Source organism: Natrialba chahannaoensis JCM 10990, from assembly GCF_000337135.1.
GTDB classification, from domain to species: Archaea; Halobacteriota; Halobacteria; order Halobacteriales; family Natrialbaceae; genus Natrialba; species Natrialba chahannaoensis.
This window is the reverse complement of record NZ_AOIN01000056.1, coordinates 1-13054: the sequence shown is the minus strand read 5'-3', so window position 1 is coordinate 13054 and position 13054 is coordinate 1. Positions and strand designations below refer to the sequence as shown.

At 62.0% G+C, this 13054-nt stretch carries 12 protein-coding genes and 1 pseudogene; 7 read left to right on the top strand and 6 right to left on the bottom strand.

Annotated features, from left to right (window positions below):
* Window positions 1-78: 78 nt before the first annotated feature.
* Window positions 79-1074 (top strand): cation diffusion facilitator family transporter, encoded by a 996-nt coding sequence (locus C482_RS09085; RefSeq protein ID WP_006167271.1) that lies wholly within the window; start codon window positions 79-81, stop codon window positions 1072-1074.
* A gap of 15 nt (window positions 1075-1089) precedes the next feature.
* Here the strand turns inward: C482_RS09085 and C482_RS09080 are convergent, their stop codons facing one another.
* The gene (locus C482_RS09080) at window positions 1090-2154 is read right to left on the bottom strand and encodes a polyprenyl synthetase family protein (protein WP_006167270.1); all 1065 of its coding nucleotides are present in this window, start codon (window positions 2152-2154) and stop codon (window positions 1090-1092) included.
* Window positions 2155-2311: 157 nt separating this feature from the next.
* Between C482_RS09080 and C482_RS09075 the strand changes: the two genes are divergently transcribed.
* Window positions 2312-3640, top strand: coding sequence for a M28 family peptidase (locus C482_RS09075; RefSeq protein WP_006167269.1), 1329 nt, complete (start codon window positions 2312-2314; stop codon window positions 3638-3640).
* A 66-nt stretch (window positions 3641-3706) separates the two neighbouring features.
* Window positions 3707-4549 carry an NAD(+)/NADH kinase gene (locus C482_RS09070; protein ID WP_006167268.1) on the top strand — a complete coding sequence of 281 codons (843 nt, stop codon included), beginning with the start codon at window positions 3707-3709 and terminating at the stop codon, window positions 4547-4549.
* A gap of 283 nt (window positions 4550-4832) precedes the next feature.
* On the opposite strand, the gene C482_RS09065 is transcribed toward C482_RS09070, so the two are convergent.
* Both C482_RS09065 and nth read right to left on the bottom strand, forming a co-directional pair.
* Window positions 4833-5102: a hypothetical protein gene (locus tag C482_RS09065; RefSeq protein WP_049896615.1), complete on the bottom strand. Its 270-nt coding sequence runs from the start codon at window positions 5100-5102 to the stop codon at window positions 4833-4835.
* A 108-nt stretch (window positions 5103-5210) separates the two neighbouring features.
* Window positions 5211-5894 (bottom strand): endonuclease III, encoded by a 684-nt coding sequence (gene nth / locus C482_RS09060; RefSeq protein WP_006167264.1) that lies wholly within the window; start codon window positions 5892-5894, stop codon window positions 5211-5213.
* A gap of 297 nt (window positions 5895-6191) precedes the next feature.
* On the opposite strand from nth, the gene C482_RS09055 reads away from it, so the two are divergent.
* Both C482_RS09055 and mvaD read left to right on the top strand, forming a co-directional pair.
* Window positions 6192-7124 carry a hypothetical protein gene (locus tag C482_RS09055; protein WP_152421991.1) on the top strand — a complete coding sequence of 311 codons (933 nt, stop codon included), beginning with the start codon at window positions 6192-6194 and terminating at the stop codon, window positions 7122-7124.
* A gap of 149 nt (window positions 7125-7273) precedes the next feature.
* Complete coding sequence (mvaD, locus tag C482_RS09050; RefSeq protein WP_006167261.1) at window positions 7274-8257, top strand: phosphomevalonate decarboxylase MvaD; 984 nt, start codon at window positions 7274-7276, stop codon at window positions 8255-8257.
* 110 nt (window positions 8258-8367) lie between these two features.
* Here mvaD and C482_RS09045 read toward each other — a convergent pair whose 3' ends face one another.
* On the bottom strand, window positions 8368-8967 hold the full coding sequence (locus tag C482_RS09045) for a hypothetical protein (protein WP_049896597.1): 600 nt from the start codon (window positions 8965-8967) through the stop codon (window positions 8368-8370).
* Between the two features lie 171 nt (window positions 8968-9138).
* Here C482_RS09045 and C482_RS09040 point away from each other — a divergent pair, with 171 nt between their 5' ends.
* Entirely contained in the window at window positions 9139-10356 is a 1218-nt protein-coding gene (locus C482_RS09040; RefSeq protein ID WP_006167257.1) for an NAD(P)/FAD-dependent oxidoreductase, read from the top strand.
* A gap of 728 nt (window positions 10357-11084) precedes the next feature.
* Here C482_RS09040 and fen read toward each other — a convergent pair.
* Both fen and C482_RS09030 read right to left on the bottom strand, forming a co-directional pair.
* Window positions 11085-12062 (bottom strand): flap endonuclease-1, encoded by a 978-nt coding sequence (gene fen / locus C482_RS09035; protein WP_006167256.1) that lies wholly within the window; start codon window positions 12060-12062, stop codon window positions 11085-11087.
* 70 nt (window positions 12063-12132) lie between these two features.
* Window positions 12133-12678: a GNAT family N-acetyltransferase gene (locus tag C482_RS09030; protein ID WP_049896613.1), complete on the bottom strand. Its 546-nt coding sequence runs from the start codon at window positions 12676-12678 to the stop codon at window positions 12133-12135.
* A 185-nt stretch (window positions 12679-12863) separates the two neighbouring features.
* Here C482_RS09030 and C482_RS09025 point away from each other — a divergent pair.
* Window positions 12864-13054, top strand: a pseudogene (locus C482_RS09025) (hypothetical protein); the annotation flags it as partial.

Genomic DNA, 13054 nt, shown 5'->3' with positions numbered 1-13054 from the left:
TATAGTAGCGGAGTCGGAATACGCCCGGCTGCAAACGTGCCAAATCTATACGGTATCCGATGTGGGAGTTTCGGGTAGATGGTTTCGACTCGCGTCGTCGTGCTTGTCTCCTTCGGCGCGAGCCTGGCAATCGCGGTCGCGAAGTTCGTCGCGTACCTGACGACTGGCAACGTCAGCATGCTGAGCCAGACGTACTACTCCATTAGCGATGCCGCGAACCAGGTGTTGCTATTACTCGGCTTTCGGCTCAGCGAGGCCGGTGCGAGCCGGAAACATCCCTTCGGGCGTGGCAAGGAGCAGTACTTCTTCGCGTTCGTCGTCACCGTGTTGTTGTTCGGCATTGCCGGCTTCGCCTCGGTTCGGGAAGGGTACGCTGCACTCGACGGACCAGCTGCCACAACTAACGTGACGATCAACTACGTCGTTCTCGGTGTTGCACTGGTCTTCGAATCGTACGCGTTCTACACCTCCTATCACGGCTTGCAAACCGAGCGGAAGGCCGCGGGGTTCGACTCGCTGACTGCAACCTTTCGCCACTCGAAAGATGCACCGTTGCTCACCGCCGCCACCGAGAACGTCGTCGCCGTCGTTGGCGTCGTCGTGGCGATTTTGGGTGTCTATCTCACGTCACAGACTGGCGATCCAGTCTACGACGCCACGGCGAGTATCGTCATCGGGCTGCTGTTGATGGCGCTCGCACTCGCACTCGCCTGGGAAAATCGCAGCCTCATCGTCGGCGAGGGTGTCACCCGGATGGAACACAGGGCAATCATCGACGCTATCGAATCTGTCGACGGCGTCACTGAACTACTCGACCTTAGAACGATGCATCTCGGCCCCGACTCGGTGCTCGTCGCCTGCGATGTTCGGTTCGATCCCAATATGGAGACGGCCACGATCGAGCAGACCGTTGACGTAATCGAGGCCAGAGTGCAGGACCGCGTGCCGACTGCAGATCGAATCTACGTCGAGGCAGAGACAGAACTAGGGACAGAAATAGAAGCGGATGCGGAAACGGAAACGGAAACAGAAGCAGGAACCGAATCCAACTCCGAAACCGAATCCGAGAGCTAGGGATACCTGATCCGACTACTCCTCTCGGTCGACCACGAACTCCGTGAACGTATTGAGCCGCTCGGTCGTCTCCGCGTCCAACTCGAGGTCAGCAATTTCTGCGCGCGCTTCGGCGGCGAGGCCGAGGGCCTGTTCGCGGGCGTACTCGATGCTCCCTGCATCCTCGAGAATCGAAAGCGCCTCGAGAACCTCCGCGTCGGTGTTGGTCTCGGCTTCCAGAATCTCCTGGAGTCGCGTGGCCTTCGCGGGTTCGCTCTCCTCTATTGCGTGGATGACGAGCAGAGTCTTTTTCCCCTCGCGAACGTCGTTGCCGAACGCTTTGCCGAACTCACCGGCGCGGCCGAGGGAGTTCTCGATATCTAAGATATCGTCGCCGATCTGGAAGGCGACCGCAGTGAGTTCGGTGTAGGTTGCGACGGCCTCCTCGACGTGGGCGGGCTGGTCGGTGATGATCGCCGCGAGTCGGGCGACAATGCGACCGAGACAGCCGGTCTTGCAGGCACACATCTCGAGGTACTGCGCCAGCGTGATGCGGACCTCGCGTTCGTTGTGCCAGCAGATGTCCATCCCCTGGCCGAGGTGGGTCCGGTTGAGTTCGTCCATCAGCATCTCGTAGGCCGCCAGTCGCTGCTCGGCCGGCAGGTCGCCGGGGTTCTCCCGCAGAATCTTCAGCGGCAGGAAGTAGAGCGCATTGCCGGCGTTCAGCGCGACGTCACGCCCATAGATGTGGTGCAGAGCCGGTTCGCCGCGGCGCTTTACCGCCCGATCTTCGACATCGTCAACGATGATGGTCCCGTTGTGCAAAATTTCGGGAATACAGGCGTAGGGCATGTACTCGGTCGGATCTTCACCGAATCCCTCGATGAAGACCAGAAAGAGCACTGCACGCCATCGTTTCCCACCTCGGTCAAGCAAGTCCCAGAGCGGGTCCGACAGCGCCCGCTGGATGCCGTCTGGATCGTACTCGTACGTTGGCTCGCCGAAGAACGACTCGAGGTAGTCGGTGTCGATCTCCCGCGGCACGAGGTCGGCAATCGCCTCGTCTACGGCCGGCCGCCACTCGGCAAGCGTCTCCCGCATACACACCCCGAGTGCGAGCGGGGTAAAAAAGATTCTCAGTTCGCACTGAATGTCCAGTTTTCGGATTAGATAGCCGACAGTAGGGAACCACGTTCCGGCACAGTCATCGCCGAACGGTACAGTTACACGCCCCCAGTGAGTCCCCTATCCCATACCCATGACTACCTGGATCAGTGACGTGTTCACCAGCGATGTCGGTTGGACGCACCTCGAACACTTAGTCAACATCAGCAACCGAATGGCTGGCAGCGACGGCGAACGCGAGGCCGCCGAACTGACTCGCGACGCCCTCGCCGAGGCCGGCGCACGAAACGCCCGTCTCGAACCCTTTGACATTCAGGGCTGGGCCCGCGGCGACAGTGCCGTCGTCGCGCCCGAAACGGCGGACCGAGACGCCGAGGAACTCGAGTGCATCGCGCTCCCGCGAAGCCCGAGCGACGAGGCGACGGCAGAACTCGTCGACCTCGGCTACGGGCTGCCGGAAGACTTCGAGGAAGCAACTCTCGAGGGCAAGATCGCGATGGTCCGCAGCGACATTCCAGAGTACTACGAGCGCTACATTCACCGCCGGGAGAAGTACTACCACGCGGTCGATCAGGGTGCCGTCGGCTTCGTCTACCGCAATCACGTCGAGGGCTGTCTCCCACCGACGGGTAGCGTCGGCACCAAGGACGACCCAATCGGCGACATTCCAGCGGTCGGCGTCTCGAGTGAGGTCGGCGCGCGGCTGGCTCGGCGGTACGACGGCGAGGAGATTGCTGTCTCCGTTGAGGCGGACATTGACGACGCAACGAGTCAGAATATTCACGCCGAACTCGGCCCCGAAACAGACGAGCGCGTGCTCGTGACGAGCCACGTCGACGCACACGATATCGCAGAGGGTGCCCTCGACAACGGCGCTGGCACCGCGATGGTCGTCGAACTCGCGAACGCACTCGCCGCACGTGAGGACGAACTCGAGACGCGCGTCGAGTTCGTCGCCTACGGCGCGGAGGAGGTCGGCCTTGTCGGCTCTGGCTACCACGCCGAGCAGGCAGACCACGACTCCATCAAGGCCATCGTCAACAACGACGGCGTCGTCCGCGGTCGCACGCTTTCGCTGACGACCCACGGCTTCCCCGAACTCGAGGCCGCCGCAGAGGAGATCGCAGAGCGCCACGGCCACCCGATCGAGACGGTGCCACAGCTCGGCCCGCACAGCGACCACTGGCCGTTCGTCCAGTGGGGCGTCCCCGGCTACCACGTGATGTCGACCTCCAACGAGGTCGGCCGCGGCTGGGGCCACACCTTTGCCGACACGCTGGAGAAACTCGAGAAGCGAACGCTGCGCGAGCAGGCCATCCTCCTCACGGATCTGACTGTCGACCTCGCGGCCGCAGACCAAACGATCGAGCACCGTGAGCCAGAAGCAATCGCCGCCGATCTGGAGGCACAGGACCTCGCCGAGGGGAGCAAGATTACCGGCGACTGGCCGTACGACGACTAACCAGACAACTGTCCCGTTGTGCGGACGGACCCTACGCTTTTGCACCCGCCGCGCGAACGAGATGGCATGAGCGACGGGGACGACGGCACACAATCCGACCACGACGAACCAGTCGTCGGCGTCGTCAATCCTACCAACTCAGTTTCGAGGCCAACAGCGGACGGTGGCGAACGCGAGTCGGTTGACAGTGCACTCGAGTCCACCCTCTCTACACACGACGCCACACTAGCAGTCGACACCGAGGCCGCCCCCGTTCTGGACGCCGATCCAGTGGTCGTCGTTGCAGTCGGTGAGTCTGCCCTCTCGGAAACCGCACGTGAGAGCGTCACGACCGATCTGCAACCGGCGATTCTGTCGGTCGGCCCGATTCCCGGCCTCAGCACCGTCACCGAGGAAAGCCTCCCTGACGCGCTCGCAGCTATCCTCGCGGGGGAGTCCGAGACCACGCGCTGTGAGCGACCGGTACTCGAGTGCACTGCCACTCTAGCCGACGAGTCTGAGACGACCGTTCGGGCCCTGCTCGACCTCACACTCACTGCCGCCGAACCCGCTGCAATCTCCGAATTTTCGGTTCGAAGCCGGGGGGAGTCGGTCGGCTCCGTCCGCGCGGACGGCATCGTTGTCGCGACAGCACTTGGAACGCACGGCTATACAGATGCACTCGAGTCCCCGCGGCTCTCGCCCGCGGTCGATGCTGTGGCCGTAGTTCCGATTAGTCCGTTTTCGACGAGTTCTCGGCAGTGGGTTCTCCCGCCCGATGAGGTCGTGCTGACGGTTGATCGGGACGAGCAGCCCGTCGCGTTGATCGCCGACGATCGGTCGGTGGGTCGCGTTTCGATTGAGACACCAATCACAGTGTCGATAGCAGGGACAGTGTCGGTTTTGTGCGTGCCTGAGACGTCTCTGTGAACTGGGTTACGGGATCGAGACAGCGATGTCGTGAGTCAGTGTGGGGAGCTGATAGAGGGATCAGGCGGGTACTCGACTCTGTCGCACAGACCGAAAAACCGCGAAACGATTCGAAACGTGTACGACCGCCGGGAATTGCGCTGGCCCAGTGCTGTAGTAGTCGGATCCGATCTCGATCGGCCGGCCCGGGAGCACGGAACGCGGGGTCGCCCGCCCGCTGCACTCGCCCAAATCAGCCTGATCGCGTCCCGTTTGTGGCCGTCAGTGGCTGTGACGTGGCTGCTTAGCTGTTGTACGGTTCTTCGTCGCGGTGGTGGTCCGGGTTGGCGTTTCCGAGCGCGTCCGCCTCGCGCTCGTCGGATTTGTGCTCGATATCCTGGCGGCGTTCCTCTTCGTCACGACGCTTTCGTGCCTCCTTTTCTTCCTCGGTTAGCTCTTCTTCCTCCGCGTCGTCTTCATCCTCGGTATCTTCGTGTGCCAGTTCGACATCTCGCCCATGTTCGTCCTTCCCGGTCCTGTCGGTCTGGCCGGTTTCCTCTGGGTCGTCAACCATACTGATCCCGTCCATGGCTATCACGGGCCGCTGAAAAGACGTTTGGCTTGCGTGGGTCATGCTGGCACTCGAATCGTCCGCACTGTGGCCACACGGCCACCTATTGCGTTACCAAGGTTCGCCCGACGCCAGGTCGATCTCGCTGTCACCTTTCTCCGACGGGCAGATATCCGCGAGCACGCAGTCGCTGCAGTCCGGATTGCGGGCCGTACAGGTCGCCCGCCCGTGGTCGATACAGAGGTGAGTGAACTGCTGCCAGTACCCCTCTGGGACGAGGTCCATCAGTTCCTGTTCGATCGGTTCGGGGTACTCTTCCTCCGTGAGTCCCAGCCGACGCGAGAGTCGCTGGACGTGCGTGTCCACGACGATACCTTCGACCACGTCGTGACCGTGCTGGAGCACCACGTTCGCCGTCTTGCGGCCGACGCCCGACAGCTCGGTGAGTTCGTCCATCGTGTCGGGCACCTCGCCATCGTGCTCCTCGAGGATCATCTCACAGGAGTCCTTGATGTACCCCGCCTTGCTGTTGTAGTAGGTGATCGAGCTCAGATCCTCGGCAAGCTCGTCCTGCGGTGCGTTGGCGTAGTCCGCCGGCCCGTCGTACTTCTCGAAGAGATGCTTCGTTTCCTTGTTCACCCGTTCGTCGGTACACTGCGCCGAGAGGATCACGGCGATCAGTAACTCGAGTCGATTCGCGTAGCGAAGCGAGATCGTCGAGTCGGGGTAAGCCTCCTCGAGTCGGTCGACGAGTTCTTCGGCCTGTTCCGTGCGGCTCTCGAGCGGGGTTCCCATGCAGCGTTCGTTGCGAGAGCGACCATTTGAGGTGTTCGGTTCGCATCGAGACTGTCGCCCGCTCGCGTGGAGAGCAGTTCGGCTACCAGTCCGATAGCGAGTCCATAGAACCGTTGTCGTGCGTCCAACTGACATGGGGTATTAATATCTCACGTAGGAGGGTTGGTCACTGACCACGAAGAGTCGCCGATCGCAGCCACGCTCGCGGTAGCCAACGTGACGATTCGTTGGGCAGTTGGCGTGGAGGCCCTGGCTGCTGTCCGCCGGTCCGATTCCCACCCGCAGACGGAGATAACGATGGCATCACAAAATGAGACTCCCCCGTCGGATGGTCCGTCGACACCGTCCGATACCGACGTTCTCGAGGCGTTGCTGACCGAACTCCGCGACGACCAACACGACGACCAGCGAGCGGCGCTTCGACGTGCGCTCGTTCGTGAGGACGGTGACGATGACGATAACGGGGCCAGTGAGGACGTCGGTGATAGCGACGGCGACGGCGGCGACGGCGGCGACGACGACAGCGACGGTAATACATCCGATAGCGAAGCTACTGCGGCGATAGCTGCTACTGACGCTACAACTGCCACGGATTCTACCACCACCGACAGCGCTGACCAGCACTCCGCCGACACCCCGCTCGAACTCGACAGCCTGCACACCGATCTCGAAGCAATCCGAACCGACGTTGAGCACTTACAATCCGACATCGAAGATCTGAGCGCAGCCGACGATGTCCTCCGGCAACGAATCAATGGGACGCTCCAACCACACCTCGACTCGGTCGCTGATCGGCTCGAAGCCCTCGACACAGAACTGGAACACCATCGAGCCGAAACGGCCACGCAACAGGCCGAACTCGAGGCTACTCGTAACGACCTCGAACAGTCTCTCGACGACTTCGAATCCAGCACCGAAGTGCACGACGAACGGCTCGACAACCTCGAATCCACCGCCGAGGCGCACGACGAACAGCTCACTGATCTTGAGACGCGACTCGACACGATCGAAACCGCACTCGAGTCCGAAACAAATTCGCTGGCGACGCGACTCGACGAAACCGAGGTGCGGCTCAAACGCGAACTCCTTCTGGTCCGGTCGACGGTCTCCGGAGAGATCGACCGCATCGACGAGGACCTCGAAACGGTCGAGTTGCGACTGGGTGAACTCGAGGGAGAGTGTGTGGCTGCAAAAGAATGGCGCGAGTCACTACAGGATGCGATCCGGTAGCTGGCGGGCACCGTCGCGCTTGCCCTTGAGCCCGATCGGTAACACCTGCTAGCAGCCGCTACGACGCGCCGGGGGGCTACTGATACTCGCCAGTGGCACACCAATCGGATGCCGTGAACTTTAAGCGGCCATCATCCGCCTATCCGGGTATGAAGGCGACCGCGATGGCCCACCCCATCCAGGGGCTGGTCAAATATCACGGGATGCGCGACGATATCGAGCGACTCCCGTATCACGACAGTATCAGCGTCTGTACGGCCCCGAGCCACACCCGAACCACCGTCGAGTTCTCGATGGACTACGACGAAGACACCTACGTCGTCGACGGCGAGGAACTCGAGGGCCGCGCGGCCGAGCGCGTCGACGCTGTCGTCGAGAAGGCACGGGATATGTCCGATGCGGCACACACGGTCTACCCGGTCCGACTCGAGAGCGAGAACAGTTTCCCGACGAACGTCGGTCTTGGCTCCTCATCCTCGGGCTTCGCCGCGGCGGCGATGGCGCTGGCTGAGGCGGCCGAACTCGACGCCGACCGACCAACCGTCTCGACGATCGCACGCGTCGGCTCGGCTTCAGCCGCCCGTGCGGTGACCGGCGCGTTCTCGCAGCTTCACACCGGGCTGAACGACGAAGACTGTCGCTCCGAGCGCCTGCCGAGTAACCTCCACGAGGATCTGAAGATCATCGTCGGACTCGTGCCCTACCACAAGGAGACCGAAGACGCGCACGATGAGGCCGCCGACAGTCACATGTTCCAGGCCCGCAACGCCCACATCCACGGCCAGATTGCCGAGATGCGTGACGCGCTTCGCAACGACGAGTTCGACGACGTGTTCGAACTCGCTGAGCACGACTCGCTCTCGCTCGCGGCGACGACGATGACCGGCCCCGAGGGCTGGGTCTACTGGCAGCCGGCCACGCTCGCGATCTTCAACCGCGTGCGCGAACTCCGCGAGGAAGAGGACATCCCGGTCTACTTCTCGACGGACACGGGCGCGAGCGTCTACGTCAACACGACCGAAGAGCACGCCGAGTTCGTCGAAGAGGAGATCGCTGACTGCGGTGTCTCGACGACGATATGGGACGTCGGCGGCCCAGCTCGCCTGCTCGACGAGGACGAGCACCTGTTCTGAGAGCAGTTGGTTCGCTCTTTCGAGGCCCGTACGGGTGTTCTGAGTGGCTCTGTGCCGTTCTGAATCAGCGGGAGAAGCAAGAAGCGGCTGGTTCACACACCAGACGCGGCTCACGTCGCTGCATCGAGTCGGACGAGCGCGATGCACGCGATGCTGTCGTCCTCCTGCGTCGGTGCAGGAACGGTCAGCTCTGCCGCGTACAGTCCCGGTTCAAGTTCGGGATCGTCTCGAACGGCAGTGACTGCGTCGACGAGCGACCACGTCTGCGTCTCGCCAGCAGGGACAGTTATGGTACCATTCCCGGCTCGGTCCTGCTGAATGTCGTGCCAACCCGCTCCTGTATTGGTGCGAATATGCCAACTGTACGGATTAAACGTTAGTTCGCTAGCAGAGTCATTACGAAGTGTCAGAGAGATCTCCGTCTCGGGTACCCCATCGGCCACGGTACTGCGCTTTGGATGTAACTCGAGAGACACCGCGGCCGAATCCGGATCGACAGTGTGAGAGCAGACGACACTCTCACGGTCTGTTTCATACGGTGGGCACGGCTGTGTCCTGGTATCGGGGATTTGAGGGTCCGTTCCGTCTCCGGATTCTGGTGAGTCGGAACGTTGTCCCGAATCGCCAGTGGGGAGAGGGGCGCTGAGACAGCCAACAGTACCGAGGACGGTTCCAGTGCCAACGTGTGCGAGAACGCGGCGGCGATGCATACTGAACGTCACAGTGTCGATTTGTAAAGAGATAATTGAAGGTGAAAGAATGATTTGAGCGATTCACACGGCGCTCGTGTTGGCGTTTGTGTTTGTGTTCGTGAACGCGTTCGTTTGGTCCACGCGTTCGTTTGGTCCCCAGTATTTGGGCGCGGGGAACCTACATCGGGTATGCACGTCGTCGTCCTCGGTGGCGGCTACGCGGGCCTGACGCTAACCCGCGAACTCGAGAAGCGAGTGCCCACAGATGCGAATCTCGAACTCACCCTGGTTAACGACTCGCCGGACCACCTCGTCCAGCACGAACTCCACCGTGTACTCCGCCGGCCCGAACTGGCGAACGCGATCACCGTCTCGCTCCCGTCCGTCCTCGATCGGGCAACCGTCCGCGTAGCGCGTGTCGAGGCTATCGACCGTGAGCGACAGACCATCAGACTCTCCGATGGCACGCTCTCCTACGATATCGCGGCCGTCTGTCTCGGCGCACAGACTGCCACCCACGGACTCGAGGGCGTCCGCGAACACGCGATTCCGTTCAAACGACTCACCGATGCGTTTGCCGTCCGGACACGAGCGCGAGAGGCGTTGCGCGAGCACGACGAACCACAGTTTGTCGTCTGCGGTGCCGGCCTCTCGGGTATCCAGGTCGCCGGCGAACTCGCCGCACTCGTTCGCGAGCGTCACGGATCGAACGCAACCGCTGTGCCATCTGTCACCCTTCTCGAACAACTCGACACCGTCGCCCCACAGTTCGACTCTCACTTTCAGCGCGCGGTGACAGCCGCACTCGAGTCCGCCGGCGTCACAGTCCGGACTGGGACAGCCGTTACTCGAGTGACGCCGTCGGCGGTGGGACTCGAGTCCGATGAGCAACTCCCGGCGGAGTGCGTCGTCTGGACGGGTGGAATCCGCGGGACGGACGCCCTCGGCCGGGAACGGCCGACGGTCGGACCGGCGTTAGAACTCGACGAGCGGACGTTTCTACTCGGTGACGCGGCGCGGATGGCTGACGCGGAGGGTGAGGCGGTTCCGGCGAGTGCCCAGAGTGCGATTCAAGCAGCGCAGGCGCTCGCGCCGACGATTGCGCATCTCGCGAGCGAGGATCGTGATGCGAGCGAGGAACGCAACCGGAACAGTGGCGAGAAGCCCGTGTTGGCTTCGACGTCCGTGAACTTCGCGTTCGACTCACCGGGCTGGGTTGTCAGCGTGGGTGACGACGCAGTCGCGCAGGTTGGATCGAGCGTGCTTACTGGCCGCGGTGCGCGGCTGCTCAAGATCGGTGTCAGGCTTCGGTATCTCGCCGCGATCGGCGCGACTGATCGGGCAGCGGTACTTGCACGCGAGGAGGTCAATCACCGACTGCCGTTCGAATTTGATCGCGAGTCGTAGCGCTGGGGTGGGAAAGAGGGGGTCCAGATCGAAACGGAACGGAATAAAACTGAACGGGGTGATACACTGTCGATTCGACCGTCGGTCCCAGTAGGTGAAGTGGGTCGACGAACACGTGCGGGTCGGTCGTCGGGTATCAGGCCTAGGTGTCCGATGTCAGGCACAACCTACCGGACGCCAGCTGTGGCGGCTGTGTCCGGTGTGATCCGTCGCGTGGATCGTGGTGGTGTGGATGGTGTGGCTGCATCGCCGACACCGCACGGTTGATTCGACTTTGCAAGACCGCAAGACCACGACCGCAAGACGGTCATCTGTATCGCGATCGACAGCAGCTATGCGCCGATGTCGAACCGCGAGCGTCGTCTCCCGACGGCTGTTGCTCCCGTGTGGGATCTACCGTGTCTGCCGCCGGGGCGGACCGGGTGCGTTCGTGTTGGGTCATATTTCGTCACCCCAATCACGACAACCAGCGATAGCCGGATTATTATAGACCATCTAAGCGGTGTCTCTCGATCCACCTCTCAAACCGCGTTTTCGATTCCCTCACCACCTTTCAGCTGCGATTCTCCCGAAGAGAAAACCGTTCGATTCACGAAACAGTCCGTCAGCGCACTCAGATTCGCACTATCGCGACGAGCGCGATTTGCTGGATCAGTACCGGAACAAGGACCAGAAGCAGACCCCGCACTGGAACCGAATCAGAAGCAGATCGAACACGAACGCTATGCTCAGGTCCAGCGGTCCAGCCCAGTCTGTGTCACACTCTCCTCGATCCGCTCGAACCCGCGTGCGACCTCGTCGGCATCTACGCCCCACTCGTCGGTCACGTACTCCCGCGCCGCCTCCATGTCCGGGTCCAACGTCGTCTCGAACTCATACTCGTCCGTCACGTTCGGCTCCCGGAAGAGCGCCCGCACGCGGTCGCCGTACTCGAGTGTCTCGCCGCGCGCTTCGAGCACGCTCCAGAGGTCGCCGTGCTCAGAGATTGCCGACAGCGCAGTTTTCGGGCCGATTCCCGAGATGCCCTCGTTGAAGTCCGTTCCGATGAGGATAGCCGCGTCGATGAGTTGCTCGAGTGTGAGATCGTGGTGGTCCAGTGTGGCCTCGAGATCCATCAGTTCGGGATCGCCCTTGCTCGTGAGTTGTCGGAGGGTGTAGGGCGACCCGAACAGCAGTGCGTCGTAGTCCTCGGAGCCGACGTAGTCTGCGTCACCACGCCGGACCATATGGGCGGCCTGCGCTTCGCCCTCAGCGGGTGCTTCGACGATCGGCACGTCGAGCAATCGGAGGAGTTCGCGGCTGGTCTCCTGAATCGTCGGCGTCAGTCGCTGCGTACGCGACTCGAGTTGGGCGATGGCGACCTCGTCGCCTTCCTCGCGGGCGGTCTCGAGTTGCGCCTCGTACGTCTGGCGCTGCTCACGGCGTGATTCGATCTCATCTTCTTTGAGTTCAGAGGGGCCACCGTCGAAGACCATGACCGGCGTCACGTCGTTCTCGAAGAACTTGGGGAGCCCCTGGACGATGCCAATCAGGTTGGCGACCTCGGTGCCGTCCGTGGTTGTGTACTTCGAGCTGTTGGTCCACTTGACGGTCGTCGTCAGGTACCGGTAGAGCCAGTTGTGCGCGTCGACGGCGACGACACCCTCGATTTCAGAGAACGGCGTTTCCTTGATGACGGCGATGTCGCGTAAAGCAGCGTTTCCCATTGGGCCACTATTGGTACGTCCGGGATTTGAATTGTCCCCTCTTGCTCTCGTCGTCGACGGCTGTTGCGTGCTACCGGTCCGGCGGCTCGCTGCCGACTCGCGACTCGAGAAAGTCTGTCTCCTCCGTGGAAAGGTCTCGGTCTCGAAACTCGTCGAGACCCGCCTGGTACGTGTCTCGTTCGCGCTTGGCTCCCGTTGGGTCGTTCTCACTAGCTGTAGATGATTGGTACTCGAGTACCAGTTCAGCGATTCCCGTCGTTTCGCCAGTGTAGGCGAAGCCAGCGCGGTAGAGTGCCTCGTAGGCGAATGGGTTGTTGACTGCGATTCGGACGCGTTCGTAGCCGCGTTCGGCGGCGTGGTCGCGGACGAGCGAGACGAGTTCGGGGCCGATCCCCTCGCCGCGGCGGTCGTGGGCAACAGTAACGTATCGGAGCCACAGCGTTCGCTCGTCGGTGCGATCCTCGTTGAACGCGATGGCTGCGACGATTGTTTCGCCGTCACGGGCGACTGCCTTGCCGGTGTTCGTCATGACGAACTTGCCGGCGTAGCTGAACCGTTTGTGATCGAGTGGCAGCTTCGGGCCGTCGGGTGGCCACCCGAGCAGTTCGTACGACAGATCCGGAGACACGGGTTGGAGTCGCTTGGGCGGAGGGAAACTAATAGCCGTCGTCCAGTCGATGTCAGTGGTCGGTTATCGCACTCGAGTGCAGGTCGCCAGAGCGTGGATGTCACGTTTGCCGGCGGACGTGACACGTGCCGGACAAACCATTATAGCACCTGTTGTGGTACAATGGCTTCACTATGAGCGCAGAGTCCGATACACAGTCGACAGTCGGTATCGAGACCTCGATTGGCTGGCCGGTCGGTGGCGCAGTCGGTGGTGCAGTCGGGGCACTCGCCTTCGGTGCACTCATCTGGCTTTTCGACCCAGAGGTCGTCTCAGCGGCGATCCCCGGAATATACGGGCTAGATCCTGTCTCTTATACACATCT